Origin of the sequence: Microbispora amethystogenes (assembly GCF_016863015.1) — a bacterium.
Taxonomy (GTDB): Bacteria; Actinomycetota; Actinomycetes; order Streptosporangiales; family Streptosporangiaceae; genus Microbispora; species Microbispora amethystogenes.
This window is the reverse complement of sequence record NZ_BOOB01000019.1, coordinates 86,753-107,360: the sequence shown is the minus strand read 5'-3', so window position 1 is coordinate 107,360 and position 20,608 is coordinate 86,753. Positions and strand designations below refer to the sequence as shown.

General features: G+C 69.6%; 19 protein-coding genes and 5 tRNA genes. 7 read left to right on the top strand and 17 right to left on the bottom strand.

Annotated elements, in window-relative coordinates:
* Window positions 1–42 precede the first annotated feature (42 nt).
* The 8 genes from Mam01_RS15300 to Mam01_RS15265 form a co-directional block, all read right to left on the bottom strand.
* Window positions 43–1,290 (bottom strand): cellulose binding domain-containing protein, encoded by a 1,248-nt coding sequence (locus tag Mam01_RS15300; RefSeq protein ID WP_204285986.1) that lies wholly within the window; start codon window positions 1,288–1,290, stop codon window positions 43–45.
* A gap of 448 nt (window positions 1,291–1,738) precedes the next feature.
* Entirely contained in the window at window positions 1,739–2,740 is a 1,002-nt protein-coding gene (locus Mam01_RS15295) for a PaaX family transcriptional regulator (RefSeq protein ID WP_204285985.1), read from the bottom strand.
* A gap of 128 nt (window positions 2,741–2,868) precedes the next feature.
* Window positions 2,869–3,096, bottom strand: coding sequence for a hypothetical protein (locus Mam01_RS15290; RefSeq protein WP_150936507.1), 228 nt, complete (start codon window positions 3,094–3,096; stop codon window positions 2,869–2,871).
* Between the two features lie 83 nt (window positions 3,097–3,179).
* The gene (locus tag Mam01_RS15285; protein WP_204285984.1) at window positions 3,180–4,118 is read right to left on the bottom strand and encodes an acyl-ACP desaturase; all 939 of its coding nucleotides are present in this window, start codon (window positions 4,116–4,118) and stop codon (window positions 3,180–3,182) included.
* 227 nt (window positions 4,119–4,345) lie between these two features.
* A complete protein-coding gene (locus Mam01_RS15280; protein ID WP_204285983.1) occupies window positions 4,346–5,275 on the bottom strand; it encodes an SMP-30/gluconolactonase/LRE family protein in 930 nt (309 codons plus the stop codon).
* A gap of 71 nt (window positions 5,276–5,346) precedes the next feature.
* Window positions 5,347–6,228 (bottom strand): helix-turn-helix transcriptional regulator, encoded by an 882-nt coding sequence (locus Mam01_RS15275; protein WP_204285982.1) that lies wholly within the window; start codon window positions 6,226–6,228, stop codon window positions 5,347–5,349.
* 221 nt (window positions 6,229–6,449) lie between these two features.
* Window positions 6,450–8,129, bottom strand: a complete 1,680-nt coding sequence (locus tag Mam01_RS15270) for a hypothetical protein (protein ID WP_204285981.1) — start codon at window positions 8,127–8,129, stop codon at window positions 6,450–6,452.
* A gap of 273 nt (window positions 8,130–8,402) precedes the next feature.
* A tRNA-Phe gene (locus Mam01_RS15265) sits at window positions 8,403–8,466 on the bottom strand.
* 60 nt (window positions 8,467–8,526) lie between these two features.
* On the opposite strand from Mam01_RS15265, the gene Mam01_RS15260 reads away from it, so the two are divergent.
* Window positions 8,527–8,754 carry a type II toxin-antitoxin system VapB family antitoxin gene (locus Mam01_RS15260; RefSeq protein WP_204285980.1) on the top strand — a complete coding sequence of 76 codons (228 nt, stop codon included), beginning with the start codon at window positions 8,527–8,529 and terminating at the stop codon, window positions 8,752–8,754.
* An 88-nt stretch (window positions 8,755–8,842) separates the two neighbouring features.
* On the opposite strand, the gene Mam01_RS15255 is transcribed toward Mam01_RS15260, so the two are convergent.
* From Mam01_RS15255 to Mam01_RS15225, 7 genes are all read right to left on the bottom strand, one after another.
* Entirely contained in the window at window positions 8,843–10,249 is a 1,407-nt protein-coding gene (locus tag Mam01_RS15255) for a hypothetical protein (protein WP_204285979.1), read from the bottom strand.
* Between the two features lie 402 nt (window positions 10,250–10,651).
* Window positions 10,652–10,861 (bottom strand): hypothetical protein, encoded by a 210-nt coding sequence (locus Mam01_RS15250; RefSeq protein ID WP_204285978.1) that lies wholly within the window; start codon window positions 10,859–10,861, stop codon window positions 10,652–10,654.
* 106 nt (window positions 10,862–10,967) lie between these two features.
* Window positions 10,968–11,044: transfer RNA gene (locus Mam01_RS15245), tRNA-Phe, on the bottom strand.
* Between the two features lie 20 nt (window positions 11,045–11,064).
* Window positions 11,065–11,139: transfer RNA gene (locus tag Mam01_RS15240), tRNA-Asp, on the bottom strand.
* 108 nt (window positions 11,140–11,247) lie between these two features.
* Window positions 11,248–11,320: transfer RNA gene (locus tag Mam01_RS15235), tRNA-Glu, on the bottom strand.
* Window positions 11,321–12,925: a metallophosphoesterase family protein gene (locus Mam01_RS15230; RefSeq protein ID WP_239101321.1), complete on the bottom strand. Its 1,605-nt coding sequence runs from the start codon at window positions 12,923–12,925 to the stop codon at window positions 11,321–11,323.
* A 1-nt stretch (window position 12,926) separates the two neighbouring features.
* Window positions 12,927–13,586 (bottom strand): TetR/AcrR family transcriptional regulator C-terminal domain-containing protein, encoded by a 660-nt coding sequence (locus Mam01_RS15225; RefSeq protein ID WP_150936484.1) that lies wholly within the window; start codon window positions 13,584–13,586, stop codon window positions 12,927–12,929.
* A 27-nt stretch (window positions 13,587–13,613) separates the two neighbouring features.
* On the opposite strand from Mam01_RS15225, the gene Mam01_RS15220 reads away from it, so the two are divergent.
* The 4 genes from Mam01_RS15220 (at window position 13,614) to Mam01_RS15205 (ending at window position 17,312) form a co-directional block, all read left to right on the top strand.
* Window positions 13,614–14,687, top strand: a complete 1,074-nt coding sequence (locus Mam01_RS15220) for an ATP-binding cassette domain-containing protein (RefSeq protein WP_204285976.1) — start codon at window positions 13,614–13,616, stop codon at window positions 14,685–14,687.
* A complete protein-coding gene (locus Mam01_RS15215; RefSeq protein WP_204285975.1) occupies window positions 14,684–15,517 on the top strand; it encodes an ABC transporter permease in 834 nt (277 codons plus the stop codon). Before Mam01_RS15220 ends, Mam01_RS15215 begins: the two co-directional genes overlap by 4 nt.
* Before the next feature lie 12 nt (window positions 15,518–15,529).
* On the top strand, window positions 15,530–15,871 hold the full coding sequence (locus Mam01_RS15210) for a metallopeptidase family protein (protein ID WP_111699118.1): 342 nt from the start codon (window positions 15,530–15,532) through the stop codon (window positions 15,869–15,871).
* Between the two features lie 151 nt (window positions 15,872–16,022).
* Window positions 16,023–17,312 (top strand): MFS transporter, encoded by a 1,290-nt coding sequence (locus Mam01_RS15205; RefSeq protein WP_204285974.1) that lies wholly within the window; start codon window positions 16,023–16,025, stop codon window positions 17,310–17,312.
* A 3-nt stretch (window positions 17,313–17,315) separates the two neighbouring features.
* Here Mam01_RS15205 and Mam01_RS15200 read toward each other — a convergent pair whose 3' ends face one another.
* Window positions 17,316–17,750: a PspC domain-containing protein gene (locus Mam01_RS15200; protein ID WP_204285973.1), complete on the bottom strand. Its 435-nt coding sequence runs from the start codon at window positions 17,748–17,750 to the stop codon at window positions 17,316–17,318.
* Window positions 17,751–17,836: 86 nt separating this feature from the next.
* Here Mam01_RS15200 and Mam01_RS15195 point away from each other — a divergent pair, with 86 nt between their 5' ends.
* The gene (locus Mam01_RS15195) at window positions 17,837–18,994 is read left to right on the top strand and encodes an acyl-CoA dehydrogenase family protein (RefSeq protein ID WP_204285972.1); all 1,158 of its coding nucleotides are present in this window, start codon (window positions 17,837–17,839) and stop codon (window positions 18,992–18,994) included.
* A gap of 122 nt (window positions 18,995–19,116) precedes the next feature.
* Window positions 19,117–19,191: transfer RNA gene (locus Mam01_RS15190), tRNA-Lys, on the top strand.
* Window positions 19,192–19,254: 63 nt separating this feature from the next.
* On the opposite strand, the gene Mam01_RS15185 is transcribed toward Mam01_RS15190, so the two are convergent.
* Window positions 19,255–20,607, bottom strand: a complete 1,353-nt coding sequence (locus Mam01_RS15185) for a tyrosine-type recombinase/integrase (RefSeq protein WP_239101319.1) — start codon at window positions 20,605–20,607, stop codon at window positions 19,255–19,257.
* Between the last annotated feature and the right edge of the window lies 1 nt (window position 20,608).

Here is a 20,608-nt window from a genome sequence, read left to right as displayed (position 1 = left end):
TCCCGGCCCGTCGCTGTCATGCCCTGCCCGAAGCGGGTGGGATCAGATGGCGGTGCAGGTGACGGTGGCTCCGGCGCCGGTTCCGTTGCCCTGGAACCCGAAGCTGGTGCTCTGCCCGGCCGACAGCCGCCCGTTGTAGCTCTGGTTGGTGACGGTCACGGCGCCGCTGGTGCCGGTGTTGACGCCGTTCCACAGGGAGGTGATCGTGGCTCCCCCGGGCAGGGTGAGAGCGACCCTCCAGCCGTTGATCGCGGCGCCGCCCGCGGTGACGTTGACATTCGCGACGAACCCGCCGGCCCACTGGTCCTGCACCGTGTAGGTCGCCGAACAGCCCCCGGTCCCGCCGCTGGGTGACGGGGAGGGCGAGGGGCTGCCACTGGGTGACAGTGACGGAGAGGGGGACGGGCTGTTGCTGGGTGACGGGGAGGGAGACGGAGACGGACTGCCGCCGAGCGTGAGGTTCTTCTGCTGGACCTGCCACTGGGTGTTGCACAGGCCGCAGTTGGCGCCGACGAAGTTCGTGCCGGCCGTCGTGTCGCCCTTCAGCCGCCACTTGAGGTACAGCACCGCCACGCGGCCGAACTCGCCGCCGTTGGTCTGGGTGTAGGTGCCGCCGTGTCCGACGTTCAGGTTGCCCATGAACGCGGGCAGTCCCGCCGGCAGCTTGCCCCAGTCGTCGATGGCGTTCGGGTAGGCGATGTCGCTCGGCCCGCCGATGAAGTAGGCGATCGGCTTCGTCAGCCGGCGGAGCTGGTAGTCGTCGGAGTCGTTCAGCAGGCCGCTGCTGAAGATGGTGGTCGTGGTGATACGCGAGTCGTTGGAGACGGCGTATGCCTCCAGCCCTCCGCAGGACCAGCCGCCTACAGCGATCTTGCTGGTGTCGAGCCTGCCGTTGTACTTGCCGCCCTGGCGGCTGTTCTCCGCGACCGCCCAGTCGATGGACTGGGTGAGCATCTGGGACGTCGTCGAACCGGAACCGTTCGGGCTGCCGCTGGCGATGACCAGGAATCCGTACGAGGCGATCTCGCGGAGGAAGGGCAGCTGCCCCGTCCCGTTGGCGGAGCAGCCTCCGTTGCCCCACACGAAAATGGGCATCTTCTCGGAGGGGAGGGTTCCGGGCCGGTAGATGGTGTGGTTGGGCAGGCTGGTGGAGGTCTCGTAATCCGCCGGGTAGGGGCCCGAGCCACCGACCGCCGCGGCGGACGGCGTCGAGGCGAGCGCCACCATTCCAGCGCAGAGCGGGGCGACCGCGACCGCCAGTACCGCCCTGATGATCGAGCGTTTTCTCATTTCGCCTTCCGAAGGTGTCACGACGGCGCTCTGTGTCGGATGCGGCATGCGCGGCGCACGCCGACGGAGCCCGGCGATGACCCGACCACTTCCACCGCGGCCGGACCGGTCGGCACCGGCCGAACCCGAGGATCGACATGGCGGGCCATCGACTGCAAAATGCGCTCCTGCCAGCCGAAACGAGCCGATGAGAGCAATGTGCAGTTAATATCACTGCGGTTACGAAAAGTGTCAAGCGATCACACTCACCGCGTTGAGGCGATACTCACGCGGACGGGAAACGCCCGTACGCCGCCCGATCACGCGGACCTTCTGGACGGCGCCGCCCGCCGCCAGGGGAATGGGCCGACGGGCACGGCTCCCGCCCAGGTCACCATGCCCGGACGGCCTGGCGCTCGGGTGGGATCTCAGCGCGCGGCGGCAGGCCGGGCAGCCGACGGCCGCATGGTCACGAAACGCGCTCCGGCTGGCCGGCAGGAGTTCCAGTCAGTGAAAGTTTCCTGCGACCGGCCCTCGCCGCCGGGACCGAGACGCCGCTCTCCGACGCCTGAAAGTGGGTGATCCAGGACGCGGCGTCCGGCCAGTACGGAGTCACGACCTCGATGAGCCGCGCCTCGGCGAGCGAGCCGAGAGCGGAATGGATCTCCAGCATGAGGCCCCGGGCCGGCTGGCAGGGCCACGGCGCCGGCAGGAGGTGCTCGGGAAGGTTCGGGTCGATGTCCGGAAATTTCCGCCAGGAATCCATGACGGAGGTCCGGGCCACCAGCGCCCGCGTCGCGTCGATCTCCCCGTTGCGGACGGCCACCCGCAGGTCCGAGTACCGCGCGATGAAACCCTCGTAGGCCGAGGCGAGGCCGGCCAGATCGTAGGCGGCGGCCGGACCGTGCGGGCCGGCCTCCTCGTCGAACCGGGCGTGCATCACCGACCACCGGCTGCCGTCGACGCCGTCCAGGACGTCGTGGAGCGCCTGGGTCACCGGACCGGAGTCGGTTCCGGGACGGATCCACACGCTGTCGTACAGCCGCGCGAAGCCCAGCGACCCCAGCACCTTGCGTACCGCGTGCCGTGGGGCATGGCCGGACTGGGGGACCGAGAAGGAGACGGTCACCCAGTCGCCGGTCCACCGCGGCGGGTGTGCGCCGAAGCTCAGGAAATGATCCATCCGGGAGCGGTGCCTGGCGATCGCCTGAGGCGTGAGGTGGTACACGGGCGGCCGCCCGGATCCCCGTACGGCGATCAGGCCCCGCTTGGTCAGCCGGGACAACGCGGCGCGCGCGCTGGACTCGCTGATGCCGAACTCCCCGAGCATCGCGACCACCGCCACCGACGGAAGGTCGGCGTCCGATGAGTCGAGGTACTCACCGAGCAAGGTCGCGAGCAGGTGCTGCGGGGTGGGACCGGCCTGCGCCCGTGGGACTCCTACATCGTCCGGAGGTACGTGGAGACTCACGTCATCAGCTTGCCCCACGACAACGCCCCTGCCGGACAACGGCCGGGGCGGCGGACGTTGCCGTCAGGGTTGCCATCGAGCACCTCGGGCTCTTCGTCGAACCCGAGGTCTGCTGAGCCGCGGTGGTCTCAGAGTTTGTACAGCCGCTTGAACGGTGCCGTGATCCGCTCCTGCCGCGACCGGAAATCGACGAACACGGCGACGCCGTCCTCTACGCCGATGACCACACCGAGGCCGTACCGGTCATGGGTCACCTGGTCGTTCACGCTGAACCGCTCGAGAGGCGGAGCAGGGGGCGGGGGTTTGAAGGGACTTGTGGACAGGTGACGGCGGTGCTCGCCGCTGGCTGCGTTCATCGTCTCCAGTATGTGCTGATCCTGGGACCGCTCGCACCTTAATGCCCCAGATGATGCCGTTTTCGTCCTTCGGTCGGCCTGTTTCAGGCTTCGGCCCTCGCCCGCCGGGCTTCCCGTCGCTCCTCGAAGCGGGCGGCGGCCGCGTCGAGCTGAGCCAGGAAGGCCGACAGCTCCTCACGAGCCTGCTCCCCCTCGGCGTCGAGCCCTTCGATGTCGAACGTCTTCCACTGCCGCAGCACCGGGAGCAGGACCTCGTCAGAGTGCTGTCGCAGGTCGTAGATGCCCGCCATGGCGATCGTCACCGACTTGCGGGCGAAACCCTCCATGCCCTGGCCCGGCATCTGGAAGGACGTCACGACATCGGTGACGGCTCGCATGGTCTGCGAAGGAGCCAGCTCGAACGCGGCGGCGAGCAGGTTCCGGTAGAAGACCATGTGGAGGTTCTCGTCGGCGGCGACCCTCGCGAGCAGCCTCTCGCACACCGGGTCCCCCGATACCCTCCCGGTATTCCGGTGGGCGATGCGGGTGGCCAGCTCCTGGAACGAGACGTAGGCCAGCTGCCGGAGCATGCCGTCGTACTCGGTGGCGAAGCCGTTCTGCATGTGGCTCATCCTGGCCCGCTCCAGAGCGACCGGATCGACGGCCCGGGTGACGGTGAGGTAGTCGCGGATGGCGACCCCGTGCCGCCCCTCCTCCGCCGTCCACCGGTGCACCCACGTGCCCCAGGCGCCGTCCCTGCCGAAGGTCGTCGCGATCTCGTGGTGGTAGCTCGGAAGGTTGTCCTCGGTCAGCAGGTTGACGACGAGCGAGACACGGGCGGCCTCGGAGATCGAGGAGTCCTCCGGCGACCAGGCCTCGCCCTCCAGGACGCCGTCGAACGTCCGGCCCTCGCTCCACGGGACGTACTCGTGCGGGAACCACTCCTTGGCCACCGCGAGATGCCGATCCAGCTCCCGCTCCACCACGGGTTCGAGCTCCAGGAGAAGCTCCGTCTGGGTGAGCGGACGAGACGCGATCGACATGGACGACCCCCGAGACTACGACTACGTGACCTGGCCAGCCTAAGTGCCATGTTCAGGACGGCACGTCCCGGAGCCTGATCTCTGAGCGCAACTTCTTCCAGTCTTGACGATGCGGTGGATGAGGCATTCACGTCCGGAGCCGACTTGGGCGAGGGGGACGACGCGGTCAGTAGCGGCTGAAGGGCACCCACTCCCGCACGCCGTAGGACCCGGCGCGCCGCTCGATCTCATGCATGGGGCGCTCCAACGGTGGTCAGGATCAGGTTGGGGTCGGTGGCGGTGAGGTAGGCGGCGCTGAGCACGTAGAGGGTCCGGCCCCGTACCGCCACCGAGGTGGGGTTCTGGAGTCCGGCGGTGAGAAGGGTCACGGCACGGCCGTCCGTGTCGATGCGCACGACCTTGTTCGGGGCGTTGAGGGCCGCGATGACCTGGTCGTCCTCGTCACCGGCGAAGGCGATGTCATCGATGCCGGCCAGGCCGGTGGCCTTGACCTGGACAGGTCCGGGGCGGCCCGGTCTGATCGGAATCCGAAGCAGGGTGCCCCGGTCGAGATTCGTGGCCCAGATCGCGCCGTGCCGTACCTTGATGCCGTTGGCGCCGAGGAATCCGGCCGCGGCGAGTTCCGGTGCCGACGACCAGGTCCGGGCCGGGCCGCCGTGCAGGGGCACCGTGGAGATGGAGCCGAGGACCGAGTCGGTGAGGTAGAAGGTCTTCGCCGGTTCGTCGTAGGCCAGGCCGTTGGGCAGGCCGTTCCCTGGGAGCGCGGCGATGCGTTGCGGTTTCCGGCCGGGCCGCAGCCGGTAGAGGCCGGTGGTCGCGGGGTCGCCGCTGGCGTACAGGAAATAGAGCGTGCCGTCGGCGGTGCGGACGATGCCGGTGGTCAGGGCGAACCCGAGGGCCGGTGCGCCGCCGTCAGCCGGGGCGGGGAGGGTCGCCAGGATCCGGATCTTGCCGTTCGGGCTGATCGCGGCGACCTGGCGGGCGGCGGCGAAGGTGACATAGGCCGTGCCGTCCGGGGCGAGGGCGATGTTCTCCGGCTGCTGGCCCTTCGTCAGGTCGAAGTGGACCGCTACCCGGGACGTCGCCGCGTCCGACGGGGTCACGGTCGTCAGGCCGATTCCGGCGGCGATCGCGAGGGCGAGGAATCTGGTGCGCATATCTGGTCCTGTCTGGATGAGGGCGTGCGGCATCGGGCGCTCCGGTCGGAGCGCCTGGGGAATGTGCGAGGTCAGCTGGTGATTCGGGTACGCCGGGACGTTTGCCCTGTCAGCACGCTGTGGACGAGCAGCGTCATCGCGGCGTGCGAGGACGAGCCGGGTTCGGTGGTGGCGACGACCACCGCCTGGTCATCAGTGGTCCGCAGGGTCTGCTGGGTCACCCGCATGGCGCCCACCAGCGGGTGCCGCATCTCGTAGACCGTGTCGCCGTCGGTCTTGACGCGGTGGTCGGCCCACATCGTGGCGAACTCCGGGCTCTTGACCGTCAGCTCTCCGACCAGCGCGGTCAGGAGCAGGTCGTCCGGATGGCGGCCGGAGGCCATGCGCAGGGTCGCCACGACGCCCCGGGCCTTCGCGGGCCAGTCGGCGTACAGGTCGCGGGTGTGCGCGTCCAGGAACACCAGGCGAGCCATATTGGGCCGCTGCCGGGGTGTGTCCGGGCCCTCCGGGGCCAGATGGCCGGCGTACAGGGCGTGGCCCGGCGTGTTCCACGCCAGCACGTCGCCGCGCCGGCCGAGCACCAGCACGGGCACGTCACCGAGCACCGCGACCAGTTGACGCGTCGCGGGGCTGACCCGTTCGGGCGCGGCACGGCTTACGGTGCCCCGGCGGCGGCCGGCGGCGGCCAGTTCGTGCAGGTGCCGGCGTTCCGCATCGTCCAGGCGGAGGGCCCGGGCCAGCGCGTCGAGCACGTCGGGCGAGGCGTTGGGCGCCTGGCCCTGCTCCAGCCGTGAGTAGTACGACGCACTCACACCGGCCAGCAGCGCCAGTTCCTCCCGGCGCAGCCCGGGGACCCGGCGCCGGTCACCGTAGGTGGCCACCCCCACGTCTTCGGGTCGCAGCTGAGAGCGCCTTGTCTGAAGGAACTCCCCGAGCTGTCGTCTGCTGTTCATGGCTCACAGTATTCGCGACCGATTCGCGGGCCAGCCACACTCTGCCAGGGGTAGGCACGGTCTCGGCCGTGGCGGGAGTGCCGCGGCACAAGCCCACTGCAGTCGACTGTCATCGGAGACGAAAAACGCCCCGGCCGTGATCGGCTCGGGGCGTTTGGGCTGTTCAAAGGTGGAGGTCAGGGGCAGGGCCGAACCGCCGACCCTCCGCTTGCCAGGCGCGATCAGGCGGGCCGGTCATTGACCGTCGCGCAACTCACGTTCGCGCTCGTTCGCTGGCCGTTTCGGCGCGTGAGCACCCATATGCCCTTTGCGTTGAAGCGGATCCATGCCTCGTCATCGTTGAGTCCCCGTATCCAGCCGGCCGACACGCCACCGAATATCCGCACGCCCTTGTCCTGCTCCAGGAACTGGATGTACCCCTTGCCCTCACCTGATCCGCGGACCTCTTTGGTGATCACGCTGTTCACGTCGGCCGTGTCAGCGAACATGGTTCCCCAGGCCTGGCCGGCTCCCTTGCGCACGTTCAGACCTTCCTTGGGGAAGCTGATCCATCCATCGTCGGCGTGCCGTCCCTGCACCCACTCGGTGTTGATGCCGTTGAGGTCGGCCTTGTCGGCATGCACGGTTCCCCACCCCCCGCCCCCCTGACGGACATCAAGCCCATCCTTGGGGAAGGTGATCTTCCCGTCGTCAGCGCTCCGCCCCTGCACCCACTCGGTGTTCACACCATTGAGATCCGCCTTGTCAGCGAACACCGTTCCCCAGGCCTGGCCGGCTCCCCTGCGCACGTTGAGGCCTTCCTTGGGGAAACTGATCCATCCGTCATCGGCGTGCCGACCCTGCACCCACTCGGTGTTGATGCCGTTGAGGTCGGCCTTGTCGGCATGCACGGTTCCCCACGCCCCACCCCCCTGACGGACATCAAGCCCATCCTTGGGGAAGGTGATCTTCCCATCATCGGCGCTCCGCCCCTGCACCCACTCGGTGTTCACGCCATTGAGATCCGCCCTGTCGGCCGTCACCGTCCCCTGCCCGCCGGAGTCGCCGAAGATCTCCACCCCGGTGCCCGTGAAAGTGACGCGCCCCTTGTTCGCCGTCCCCTGGACCCATGGGGTATCGATGCCGGTCGTGGCGGTGAGGGTTTCGAGGACGGGATAGCGAACCTGAACGGTCGTGGTGAGGAAGTGCTGCTTCTGAGTGGTGGGGTCGGTCGCGACCAAGATGTAGGTGGTAGCCCGCTTCGGGGCGTCGGCCGGCGACCAGGTACGCGTACCCGGGGCAATGGCCGCATGCCCACCGGGGAACCGGATCTCGTAGCCGAAGTCGCCGGACCCGTCCCAGCTCAGCGTGACGTTTTCTCCGGTGTCCAGCATGGCCTTGTCCGGGCGGAAGTCACGCGGTGCTGGAATCTCCTTGGCAGCGGCCTTGACCACCGGCACCGCCGCGTCGCTGAGCTGCCACCCTCTGCTGGTTCTGGTGGTCTCGGTCACCATCAGCACGGCCACCCCGGCGGTGGGGGCGACGGTGACGTTCTCCAGTGTCAGCATCAGGTAGTCGCCAGGTGCGAAAGCTTCCAAGCGCCCACTCTGGGTGGTGACCTGGAAGACGTCGACGCCCTGCGGCTGGACGATCACCGGCTGGACGATCACCGGCTGGTTGTTCGCCTGAGGACCCGACTGGGTGTCGGTGTACTCGCCCCTCGGATTGATCGTGCCGATGTCCCGGGTGAGGTGGCCGGGACCGTCACCGACGGGCACCTTCACCTCGATCCTCAGCCAGGGCACCGTCTTCCCGGTGTTGGTCACCATCAGATACACCGTTCCCGTGGACGGAGAGCGCCCGTCTACCGACGCCTCCAGGGATGTCGGGTCGGTGAGGATGGTGTAGGTCAGCGCGGTCAAGGCCACAACTCCTTCTCCAGGCGGACAGCACAGGTCGATGCCCTGCGCACTACGAGAGGACCAGGCCGGGCAGAACAAACGGCGGCACGGTTGAGGCGTCTGGAACCCGCCGTTTGTGACGCCCCGCAGAAGATCGCCTCTCCCAGATCCAAACGCCAGGATGGGAGCCCAACAAGAGCACTCAAGGGGCCCATAACGGGGCGCTTCAGCAATGTCCTCGCCGCCTTGACAAGAATTCGAAGATCGGCTCGGGGTGTTTGGGCTGTTCAAAGATGGTGGTCAGGGGCAGGGTCGAACTGCCGGCCTTCCGCTTTTCAGGCGGAGCAATCACTCTGCTCGGCGGAACGAGACCATGTTCAGGGGCATCAGATTCGTATATACGGGCGAGGCGATGTCCATGACCGAGACCCTTATCGACCTCGACGACGAGGCCCTGGCCGAGGCCGCGAAGCCGCTCGGCACTTCTTCCAAGAAAGACGCGGTCAACGCGGCTCTACGGGAGATCACCGACCGGCGCAGACGTGCAGCCGCCATAGCTCGTATGCGCGAGATGGTGGCCGAGGGAGAGATCGATTTCTCGGCCACCATCGAGAAGGGTGACGGCGCGCAACAGGCTGTGGCGTGACAGAGCTCAACCTCATCGAGGCCAGCGCTTTGGTCCGCTTCTACCGGGGTGAGGTGGGTGCGGATGGTTTTCGCCTGCTTGTCGGCATCTACGAGCCGATCAGGGAGGAGTGCCGGCCGACGACGAGGCGGCCGGGCCGGTAGCGGACGAAGGCGGCCTCGCCGAGGTTCAGTGACAGAGCGGAGCGCTGCAGGACGGCGGGTTCGGCGACGTCGCCCCAGTGGCCGGTCGTGACCCGCCTGTCGATCGCCCGCACGCCCGCGACGATCTCGGCGGTGGTGAAGGCGCAGTGGCCCTGGCGTGCGACGTACGCCTGCCGCAGCAGCCGTTCGTCGCCGGCCGCCCGGACCCGTTCGGCGAACGCCGCCTCCTGCTGCACCGGGACGAGCTGGTCGGCGATGGTGTGCAGGTCGAGCAGCGGTATCGCGAGGCTCTGACCGGCGGTGGAGGTCGCCTCCAGCCTGCGTCGCGCGCCCGGGTCGGCGCGCAGGTGGGCGCCGCGGGTCAGGGTGGTCAGGTCGGCGCGCAGGTCGAGGCCGGCCTTGCGATACAGCGTCCGCACCTGGTCGGCGTGCTCGGAGTCGCGCAGCAGCGCCGCGTAGTCGAGCCCGGCGTTCCAGGAGGTGTTGCCCCCGGCGGACTGCTCGATGGACCAGCGGCCGTTCTCGATGAACCCGAGCACCCCTTGGGAGAGCCAGGCGAACTGCTGGGCCTCCTGCCCCTCGGGGTCGCCGGGCGCCGGCGGGTTCTGTCCTGGCGCCCAGTCGCTCTGGTTGAGGTAGGCGGCGGCGAGCGCGATCCTGGCCCGTCCCTGCGGGGTGGCCTGCGCGGCGATCACGGCGTCGGTCAGCCGCTGCGCCGTCGCGGCGGCGTCCGCGGCGTCGGCGAACCCGGTGAGCCGAATCTCCTGGCCGGGCAACAGCAGTGAGGCGATCGTGTATTCGGCGTCGTACTGGTAGTCGTCCAGGTCGACGCCCCCCGCGACGAGGCCGCACAGCCCGAGGGCCCCGTCGACGCGGCCGGCCCCGTCACGGGCGATCTGGGCGTTGACCAGGCCGCCCATGGACAGCCCGACCGACAGGGTGCGGGACGGCCGGCCGACCGTACGGCGGAAGGCGTCGAGGGTGGCGAACTGGTCGCGCTCGGCGCTGTTCAGCGCCCACCACGAGCCCTGCGGATCGAAGGAGGAACCGGCGAGCGCGTAACCCTCCGCGAGAAGGGCCGTACGGGCCTCGTCGGAAGGCGCGTTCTGCGCGACGGCCGGACCATAGCCGTGGCTGAACAGCAGGAGCGTGCCGTTCCAGTCGGCGGGCACGTCGGCGATCCAGGTGGCGCCGTCCGCGAGGGTGCCCGACAGGTGCGACGGGGTGGTGGCCGCAGCGGTGATGCCGGTCCGAGTGCCCGTCGCAGCCCCGGCGGTTCCGGTCAGGGTGGCCGCGGCGAGGGCGAGAGAGCCTACGACGGCGGCGGGAATGCGAAGGAGGCGTCGAGACACGAAAGCGCTCCCATACGGGAAGAGGAAGGTGTCCTGTGAACGCGGACCAACCGAAGCTACGGCAATATTTTTACCACCGTCAAGGCCATGCCGAATGTCCGGTGCCCCGAAGAGCGGACCGGGCGAGCCGATCAGGAGCCGGGAACCAGGACGGCGACGGCCGGGACGTGCGCCTTCACAACCTCCGCCACACCTGCGTGAGCCTCCTCGACCTCGGCATATCGCCGCACATCGTGCGTTAGATCGCCGGACACTCCGACATCGAGGTGACCATGAGCATCTACGCCCGCACCTCGCTTGCCGAGAAGCGTGCAACTCTCGGCAGACCAGGCGAAGCCCAGGGCTGATCTGGCTGCAAATAAGAAGCGCACCGGTTTCGCGGGGCGTTACTTCCGTTGCCCATCAGTACAGCCACTTCTCACTGTGGCGGTGCCTGGTCGGCTCCGGTTCCTCAGCTCGAAGAAGCATCAGGCGGACACGCTGTCGCGCCTTCCGTTCTGCGATGTTCGTGTCCACGCCGATGCCCTTGTAGGACCCGCCGGCGTCATGCCTGAAGCGGCGGCCGTCCTGCTCCTGGATACGTAGCGGCATCGTGTTGTCGGTGCGGCTCACTTCTTGATTCTCGCGGCCCCGCTCAGGCACCTCAACCTGTTGTCGTCAAAGGCAAACAAGAACGCCCCGTCCGTGATTGGCTCGGGGCGTTTGGGTTGTTCAGAGATGGTGGTCAGGGGCAGGGTCGAACTGCCGACCTTCCGCTTTTCAGGCGGACGCTCGTACCAACTGAGCTACCTGACCTCGGCGGCTGCCGCCGTACGCGGTCCTGACGGGACTTGAACCCGCGACCTCCACCTTGACAGGGTGGCGAGCACTCCAAACTGCTCTACAGGACCTCTATGTCCGGGAGATTTTCGCTCCCGTGTTGTTCGGCTCGCCTAGCTTACCAGCTTCCGGGAGGCCTTCCGACCTTCCGTCTTCCGGTGCGCTCGACGCGCTCCACGTGCCCCCAACGGGATTCGAACCCGTGCCGCCGCCTTGAAAGGGCGGTGTCCTAGGCCGCTAGACGATGGGGGCTCAAGGCTTTCGCCTTGTTCCGTGACGCCTTCCGTCGGAGACCTCTGAAGCATAGGGGACGTTTGCCCCCGATGCCAAAGCGGTTGTCGACGGGGTGCCGCTGCCGCTTGCCGTCGGCGACGGCGCCTGCTGCGACTCCGGGAAAATTGTACGGCCCGGGTCCGGCTCGATACGACGCTGGCACTGGATCCACTGCTCACCGAGGCCGCCGACCGTGATGTCGTCCCAGGCCTCCAGCCGGTGGCTCTTCTTGTTGAAGTAGAGCACCGAGGCGGTGAGCGGCGTCGGCTCGTCGTGCTCCAGGCCGCGCAGGCCGGCGCCGCCCGTGGAGCCCTGGATCATCAGCCGGGTGCCCGTGGGCATCAGCTGGGTGGATCGGGCGTGGACGTGCCCGCTCAGCACCAGGGGGACGTACCCGGAGAAACCGCGGCCCACGGTGGGGTCGTGGACGGCCACGATGTCGGCGGGGATCCGGTCGGGGGCGGAGGTGGACTTCGACCGGGACCAGTCGCGGGGCGCCAGCTTCTGGGCGTTGGTCTTGCCGAGGCCGAGGAGGCTCTCACTGGAGTCGCCGTCCACCTGGACGGCCTTGTCGGGGGTGAACCTCGGGTCGCCGATGCCGTAGACGGTCAGCCCGCCGACCGTGGCGGCGTCGCCGTCCAGCACGATCGCGTTCTTCTGCTTGGCGACCGCGTCCTGGGTGCTCTTGGAGTCGTGGTTGCCCCGCACGTAGACGTACGGCACCCCGAGCGAGCCGATCTCCTTGACGAACTCGTTCTCCGGCTTGGTGCCGTGGTCGCTGATGTCCCCGGTGTCGACGACGAACTGCACCTTGAACTGGTCCTTCAGCGACTTGATGACGTTCCAGCCGATCGGGTTGATGTGCAGGTCGGAGACGTGCAGCACCCTGATCGTGTCCGGGTCGGGATCGAAGATCGGCAGGTTCGACCCGACCTCGTACAGCTGGGAGACGTTGGTCACCAGCTTGGTGAGCTGGCCGCGATACTCGGAGAACTTGGTCACGATCGACTCGGCGCTGCCGATCAGGGACGGCACGCCGGTGAGCAGCCCGGTGTACCGGGGCTCGGCGATCGAGCGAGGGTTGAACGTCAGCGCCGAAACGCCCCCGAGGACCGCCACCATGGCCAGCGACCCGCCCGCGGTCCAGGCCGCCCGGGACAGGCGCCGGAAGACGACCAGGCCGGTCACGAACCCGGCCGCGACGGCGAACAGGGCCGCGCGTACGGCGAGCCGGCGCAGCCCCTCGATCACGTCGGCCTCGATGGTCGTCGGGAGCCGGTCGGCCCACCGGGGGTTCTTGATGATGTCCTCGGCCACGTCCGGGTGGACCGCCTCGATCGTCAGGCCGAGCCGTACCGGACCGTCGTGGGTGTTGAAGTTGAGCGTCCCGAGAGGCCGTACGTCGACGACGGTCTCCCCGTGCAGGGACGGCGAGATGGACATGCCGATGTCGGCGGGGCCGACCGGCGTGTCCACCCTGGCGCCGAGCGCCAGCCCGAGCCAGCCGCCGACCACCGCCGCCAGCACGACCGCGAGTACGGCGGCTGTCCGGCTGCCGGCCGCTTTCCGGGCGAAGGCCCTCACCTTAGAGATCTCCATCGTTTTTGTGCATACCCCGCGTCGCTTCGATACGCGTCCTCATCCCGGCCAGAATCAACGCCAAGCCGTGCTCGAAGGCCGCGTCGCTCTGCGGCGCGCCGGTGTCGGCCATGACCGCACGCAGGTGGGGGTACGGCGCGAGCGCCTCGAGCGCCTCCTCGAACGTGTCCTGGCCGGTCATGCCCCGCTCCTGGTCGGCCTGCTCCTCCAGCACGAACCCGCCGAGGAAGTTCCCGAGCGTGCCGATCCCCCACAACGCGTCCCTTGGCGTGAACCCGGCCCTCACCAGCGACTCCAAGATGGTCTCGGCGGTCCGCAGGGTCTCGGCACCGGGGTGGGTGCCCGCGGTGAGGCGGACCGTGTCCCTGTGCGACCTGAAGACGCGGCGCCGGCCGCGGAACCACTCCGCCAGCCACTCCTCCCACGGCTCGCCCTCGGCGAGCGGCCGCAGCGAGGGAGCCTCCTGTACGGCGATGGCGTCGGCCATCTCGTCCAGAAGCTCCTGCTTGCTGCGGAAGTGCCAGTAGAGCGCGGGGGCCTGTACGCCCAGCTCGGCGGCCAGCCTGCGCAGGGTCAGCTTCTCCAGCCCCACCTCGTCCAGCAACCGCAGCGCGGTGCTGACGATCGTGCCGCGTTCGAGTGCCACGGTTGACAGCCTAACCACGTCAGATCCATGCTTAACGGTGTTAAATTTAACGGCGTTAAGGAGACGGCCGTGATCCAGGCGGAAGGACTGCGCAAGAGATACGGGCCCGCCGAGGCGTTGCGGGGCGTCGACCTCGATGTGCCGCAGGGCTCGGTCTGCGGGCTGCTGGGCCCCAACGGCGCGGGCAAGACGACCCTCGTACGCATCCTCACCACCCTGCTGCGCCCGGACGGCGGCTCGGCCCGGGTGGCCGGCTGCGACGTGGTCCGGGACGCCGACCGGCTCCGCTATCGCATCGGCCTGGCCGGGCAGCACGCGGCCCTCGACGAGCTGCTCACCGGACGCGGCAACCTGGAGCTGTTCGGCCGGCTCCACCACCTGCCCCGCCGTACGGCCCGGAGCAGGGCCGGGGAACTGCTGGAGCGCTTCGGCCTGACCGAGGCGGCGGACCGGCCGGCCGGGACGTACTCCGGCGGCATGCGGCGCAGGCTGGACCTGGCGGCGAGCCTCGTCGTCGCGCCGCCCGTGCTCTTCCTCGACGAGCCGACCACCGGCCTCGACCCCCGGAGCAGGCTGACCCTGTGGGACCTGCTGCGCGAACTGGCCGCCGAGGGCACGACGCTGCTGCTCACGACCCAGTATCTGGACGAGGCCGACCGGCTGGCCGACCGCGTCGCGGTCCTCGACGCCGGGCGGGTCGTCGCGTCCGGCTCACCGGCCGCGCTCAAGGCGAGGGTGGGCGGAGACCGGCTGTACGTGGCCTTCCGCGAGGCGGCGGACCTGGCACGCGGCGCCGAGGTGGTCCGCGACGCGCTCCCCAGCCGCGGAACAGGCCCCGGAGCAGGCCCCGGAGCGGGTTCCGGCGTTGGTTCCGGAGCGGGTTTCGGAAAGGGACCGACCGGCCTCGCGGGCGACGCGACCGGCATCGAGATCGACCGCGACGAGCGGCGGCTGGCCGTACCCGTCCCGGACGGGGCCGCCTCGCTGGTCAGGGTGGCCTCCGCCCTGAACGCCGCCGGCGTCGCGGTGGAGGACCTGGGCCTGCGCCGCCCGACGCTCGACGAGGTGTTCCTGCGGCTGACGGGAGCGGACGCGGCATGACCGTCACCATCGATCCCCCGGCCACCCGCCTGGGACGGCTGCGCTGGGGCCTGACCGACACACTCGTGCTGGCCGGGCGCGGTTACTCCCGGCTGCGCGCCCAGCCCGCCGAGATCGTGGCCGTGCTGGTCTTCCCGGTCATCATGACCGTCCTGTTCGGGTACGTCTTCGGCAGCGCGATCACGCTGCCCGGCGGGGGCGACTACCGGAACTACCTGATGCCCGGCATCTTCATGCAGGTCATGGCGATGGGCGCGGTGTCGTCCGCGACCGCGGTCGCCGAGGACATGGCGCGCGGCGTCATCGACCGGCTCCGCACCCAGCCCATCGCGCGCGGCGCCGTACTGGCCGGGCGCGGGCTCGCCGACCTGTCGCGCGCCCTGCTCTCGCTCGCCATGATGGCGCTCACCGGCCTGGTCGTCGCCGGATGGCGTCCGCACGGGAACCCGTTCCGGGTGCTGGCCGGGTTCGCGCTGCTCGCCCTGTTCGGGTTCGCCATGATGTGGGTGGGCACGTACCTCGGGCTGTTCGCGAGGAGCGGAGCGCAGGCGGATGGGCTGACCTTCTCCTGGGTGCTCCCGATGACCTTCCTGGCCAACGCGTTCGTGCCGCTGGAGGGGCTGCCGGGCTGGCTCCGGGCCGTAGCGGACTGGAACCCGATGAGCGCGGTCGTCTCGGCCGCCCGCGAGCTGTTCGGCAACCCGGGCTCGGCCGCCGCGTCCTGGCCGCTCCGGCATCCGGTGACGGCCGCCGTCTGCTGGTCGGTTCTGATCATCGCGGTGTTCGCGCCGCTCGCCGTACGCCGCTACCGCACGGCCACCACACGGTGAAACGATGGGACGGTGATCGACGTCCCGCTCAGAAGGTTCGAGGAACTCGTGGCCGAGGCGCTGGACACCATCCCCGCCGACCTGGCGAAGGTGATGGACAACGTCGTGGTCGTGGTGGTGGACGACCCGCCCGAGCCAGGACTTCTCGGGCTCTACACCGGCATTCCCCTGACCGAGCGGGGCGACTGGTACTCGGGGGTGCTCCCGGACCGGATCGAGATCTACCGCAACCCGACGCTGGAGATCTGCGAGACCGAGGACGACGTGGTCGAGGAGGTCCGGGTCACGGTCGTTCACGAGATCGCGCACCACTTCGGCATCGACGACGACCGGTTGCACGAACTCGGGTGGTGACTCCAGCCTCCTGACCCGGGGATGACCGAAGGCTTGAAAAAGCCCTCGCCAGCGGGCACTGTAAGTGACATGGCGACCACGCACTGTCAGATTGCCCGGCCGCGTCGAGCACCGGCGGCCGCCGCCGGCGGGGCGATCTTCGCGGAGTGAGATGGCGGCCACCGAACCCGGCAGGCTGTCCGGCCGGCACCGCCGTCCTCCCGAGACCCGCGTCACCTACCGCGAGGTCGTCGCGATCCCCGAGTTCCGGTCCCTGTGGCTCGGCCAGGGCATGTCGATGCTCGGTGACCAGCTCGCCCAGGTGGCGCTCGCCGTGCTCGTCTACAGCCGTACGGCGTCGCCGCTGGCCACGGCGTCGGTCTACGCGCTGACCTATCTCCCGCCCATCCTGGGCGGTCCCCTGCTGGCCGGGCTCGCCGACCGGTATCCGCGCAGGCGGGTGATGCTCTTGTGTGACCTGCTGCGTGCCCTGATGATGGCCGCGATGGCCGTTCCGGCCACGCCGTTCCCGGTGCTGTGCGCGCTGGTCTTCTGCGTGGTCCTGCTCGGCGCGCCGTTCTCCGCCGCCCGCGCCGCACTGCTGCCCGAGGTGCTGGAGGGCGACCGGTACGTCGTGGGGTCGGCGCTGCAGAATATGACGAACCAGGCCGTGCAGATGCTGGGGTTCGCCGCCGGGGGCGCCGCGATCGCCGTGCTGGGGCCGTACCGCGCGCTGGCGCTCGACTGCGCGACGTTCCTCGGGTCGGCCCTGGTGATCGTCGCGGGGGTGCGCCGCCGTCCGGCGCCCGAGCGGGAGGACGGCGAGCGGCCGTCGGTGTGGCGGATGACGCGGACCGGCGCCCGGCTGGTCTTCGGGGAGCGGCGGCTCCGCACGCTCGTGCTGTTCGCCCTGCTCTGCGGGTTCTACGTGCTGCCGGAGGGGATCGCCGCGCCGTACGCCGCGACACTGGCCGACGGGCGGGTGCCGGTGGCGGTGATCACGGGCCTGCTGATGGCGGCGATGCCGACGGGGACGGTGCTCGGGGCCTTCGTCTTCGGGCGGTTCGTCACGCCGACCGGCCGGCTGCGGGGAATGGGCTGGCTGGCCATGCTGACCTGCGCGCCGCTCGTGCTGTGCGTCGTACGGCCGCCGCTGGAGGGCGTGCTGGCCCTGTGGGTGCTGTCCGGCGTGGGCGGGGCGTACCAGCTCGCGGCGAACGCGGCCTTCGTCCAGTGCGTGCCGCCGTCCGGGCGGGCCGCCGCGTTCGGGCTGGTGCAGTCGGGCCTGATGGCCGCCCAGGGCACCGGCATCCTCGTCGGGGGCGCCGCGGCCCAGCGGCTCGGTCCAGAGCCTGTCGTGACGCTGGCGGGGGTCGCCGGGCTGTGCGCCGCGGCGGTGCTCGCCGTGCTCTGGACCGAGTCGCGTACGGAGATCATCGCCAAGGTCCGGGCCGCCGCCTGAGGATCAGGCCTGCGGCGTGCCCTGGCCGCCCTGGTCCTGCGTGCCGTCGGTGGACGGCCGGCCGTACGGGTGCTGCTCGTAGCTCCCGGTGCCCGGGGTTCCGGTGTAGGTGGGCTGGGACTGCTTCTGCTGCCAGCCCTGCTGGACGGTGTCCCACTTGGCCTTGGCGTCGTGCCAGACGTGGCCGTCCTTGTTCTTGTTGATGAGGTCCTGGACGATGGAGGTGGGCTTGCCCTCCTCGGGGAGCAGCAGCCACGCGACGGCGTAGATGCCGAAGCCGAGGCCGCCGAAGAAGCTCGCCACGGCGAGGGCGAGGCGCAGGATGTTGGCGTCGATGCCGGTGTACTCGGACACGCCCGAGCACACACCGGCGACGATCCTGCCGTTTCGAGTGCGGTGGAGCTGCTTGACCGAACCATTGGTGTTCATCTCGTTCATGCCTCCACAATGCCTTTTGGGGGTGCGGGCGCACATCGGGATTCCCCCTGGCCCTACCCCGAAGCGGCCCCGATAGCCTGGCCGTCATGGACGACCTCCTGGACCTCGACGACCAGCTCGACCCCGAGCATCGCCTGATCAGGGACACCGTCGCAGACCTGGTGTCGGGCAAGGTCCTCCCCTACGTCGGCGAGTGGTTCGAGCGGGGCGTCTTCCCCGCCCGCGAGCTCGCCCCGGCCCTGGGGTCCCTGGGTCTGCTCGGGATGCACCTGGAGGGATATGGCTGCGCCGGGCTCGACGCGGTCTCGTACGGCGTGGCCTGCCGGGAACTGGAGGCGGGCGACTCCGGCCTGCGGTCGTTCGTGTCGGTGCAGGGGTCGCTGGCCATGTTCCCCATCTGGAAGTACGGCTCGGAGGAGCAGAAGGAGGAGTGGCTGCCCCGGCTGGCGTCCGGTGAGGCGATCGGCTGCTTCGGCCTCACCGAGCCCGACCACGGCTCCGACCCGGCCGGCATGCGTACGACGGCAAGGCGGGACCCGTCCGGCGACTGGATCCTGAACGGCGCCAAGATGTGGATCACCAACGGCTCGGTCGCCGACGTGGCGGTGGTCTGGGCCCGCACCGACGAGGGCATCCGCGGCTTCGTCGTCCCCACCTCGGCGCCCGGGTTCTCCGCCGCCGAGATCCACCGCAAGCTCTCGCTGCGCGCCTCGGTCACGTCCTCCCTCTACCTGGACGACGTACGGCTCCCCGCGTCCGCGGTCCTGCCGGAGGTGACGGGCCTGAAGGGCCCGCTGTCGTGCCTCACCGAGGCGAGGTACGGCATTCTGTGGGGCGTCGTCGGCGCGGGCCGGGCCTGCCTGGAGGCGGCCGTGGACTACGCGACCACGCGCGTGCAGTTCGGCAGGCCGATCGGCGGCTTCCAGCTCACCCAGGAGAAGCTCGCCTGGATGGCCGTCGCGCTCGGCCAGGCCGGGCTCACCGCCCTCCACCTGGGCCGCCTCAAGGACGCCGGTTCGCTGAAGCCGCACCAGGTGAGCTTCGGCAAGCTGGCCAACGTCAGGGCCGCCCTGGACATCGCCCGCGAGGCGCGTACGGTGCTCGGGGCCAACGGCGTCACGCTGGAGTATCCGGTCATCCGGCACATGACGAACCTGGAGTCCGTACTCACGTACGAGGGCACCCAGGAGGTGCATCTGCTGACGCTCGGCAAGGCGCTCACCAGTCTCGACGCCTTCCGCTGAGCGGTGATGGGGCGATCGGGGACAATGACGTCGCCAGGTACGCGGTACTGTCTGTACCCTGCATCTTGGGGAGTGTCCTGCCGGATCACACCGCGACGCGGGAGGCCGGAGGGCATGACCAAGGGGTGCTAGCTCAATGGCAGAGCTGCGGACTTTTAATCCGTCGGTTCAGGGTTCGAGTCCCTGGCGCCCCACCACCTCTGACCTGGGCGTTCGCCTCGACCGGAGATCACCCGATCATGGCCTGGGACACGGATGGGTCACACCTGGGTCATCCAGCCGCATCGTCCCCTGCGCACCTTCCGAGCGGTCCCACGCGCTGCCGACAGCACCAGCCGCGCCGTCGCGCCGGCCGCCCGGTGATGCAGCTCCGGCAGCACCGAGGTGTAGGTGTCGGCGGTCAACACGATGCTGGCGTGGCCGACCTGGTCCTGAACCACCGGCAGATCCACGTGCGCGGCCAGCGCCAGCGTGACCGCACCATGCCGCAGGTCGTGCAACCGCACCGGCGGCAGCCCGCTCCTGCGCACCAGCCTATGGAACCGGTAGGTCAGGTAGTCCGGCGCCACCGGACTGCCGTCGGTACGGGTGAAGACGTGCGCCGTGTCGTCCCAGGCCTCCCCGCGACGTGTCTTCTCCGCCCGCCGGTCGCGTTCATGACGGAGTAGCAGCCGTACCGTCTGCGGATCCAGCGCGACCGTGCGCCTGCTGGCCGCGCTCTTCGGCGGGAACGAGACCAGTTTCCCTCTGACGTGCACCAACTGCTGGACCACGGCGAGTTCGGCCGTCTCCAGGCTGAGATCCACCCAGCGCAGGCCGGCCAGTTCGCCCCGGCGAAGTCCGCGAAGCGCAGCCAGCCACCACAGCAGGTACAGCGGATCCTCGCGGACACCGTCCAGGAAGGCCACCAGCTGCGGAATCGTCCAGACTGCCACCGTGGGCCTTTCGCCGGTGGCCTTCCACGCAGCCACCCGCCGGTCGGTCCACACCTGCGCCCTCGGACGAGGCGCGGCGGGCAACCTCAGAGCACGGGCGGGATTGCTGTCGATCAGACCTTCGCAGACGGCCTCGTTCAGGGCGGCCCGCAGCGTGGCACGGATCCGCTCCAGTGTCGCGGTCGCCAGTGGTCTGCCGTACCGGTTCCGGCGCCCGGCCAAGGCAGCGAACATGCGCCGTACATCGCAATGAGACAGTTCCGACAGCATGATCCGCCCCAGCGCCGGGACCAGGTGCAGCCGGACGTGATCCGCATACCCCTGACGCGTTCTCGGCCGGATCCCCTGATCGGTCGCCAGCCAGTACCGCAGCCACTGGGCCACCGTGCACCCCGCGCCGATCGGGCCACCCTGCTCGGCTGCGATCAGCTGCGGCCCGGCCTGTTCGGCTTCGCCCGCGCTGGCATAGCCGCCTCGCCGAACACGCTCCCGGTGTCCCGGCAGGCCCCGGATCTGCACCGCGAAGTACCACGAGCCGTGCCCGTCCTCGAGCAGCCTCGGACACCGGCCGCTCCGGCTGGTGCACCCGCACCGCTTGTAAACCACTGGATGGCTCTCACGCATCGCCATCACCTTCCTCCCGAAGAAGGAAACGACGTGGACCGCGTCAAATCGCATC

Coding starts and splice junctions, on each gene's coding strand:
- Mam01_RS15300 (WP_204285986.1), bottom strand. CDS start 1,290: ATGAGAAAACGCTCGATCATCAGGGCGGTACTGGCGGTCGCGGTCGCC.
- Mam01_RS15290 (WP_150936507.1), bottom strand. CDS start 3,096: ATGAACGCAGCCAGCGGCGAGCACCGCCGTCACCTGTCCACAAGTCCC.
- Mam01_RS15285 (WP_204285984.1), bottom strand. CDS start 4,118: ATGTCGATCGCGTCTCGTCCGCTCACCCAGACGGAGCTTCTCCTGGAG.
- Mam01_RS15280 (WP_204285983.1), bottom strand. CDS start 5,275: ATGCGCACCAGATTCCTCGCCCTCGCGATCGCCGCCGGAATCGGCCTG.
- Mam01_RS15275 (WP_204285982.1), bottom strand. CDS start 6,228: ATGAACAGCAGACGACAGCTCGGGGAGTTCCTTCAGACAAGGCGCTCT.
- Mam01_RS15260 (WP_204285980.1), top strand. CDS start 8,527: ATGACCGAGACCCTTATCGACCTCGACGACGAGGCCCTGGCCGAGGCC.
- Mam01_RS15220 (WP_204285976.1), top strand. CDS start 13,614: ATGCTTAACGGTGTTAAATTTAACGGCGTTAAGGAGACGGCCGTGATC.
- Mam01_RS15215 (WP_204285975.1), top strand. CDS start 14,684: ATGACCGTCACCATCGATCCCCCGGCCACCCGCCTGGGACGGCTGCGC.
- Mam01_RS15205 (WP_204285974.1), top strand. CDS start 16,023: ATGGCGGCCACCGAACCCGGCAGGCTGTCCGGCCGGCACCGCCGTCCT.
- Mam01_RS15200 (WP_204285973.1), bottom strand. CDS start 17,750: ATGAACGAGATGAACACCAATGGTTCGGTCAAGCAGCTCCACCGCACT.
- Mam01_RS15195 (WP_204285972.1), top strand. CDS start 17,837: ATGGACGACCTCCTGGACCTCGACGACCAGCTCGACCCCGAGCATCGC.
- Mam01_RS15185 (WP_239101319.1), bottom strand. CDS start 20,607: ATGCGATTTGACGCGGTCCACGTCGTTTCCTTCTTCGGGAGGAAGGTG.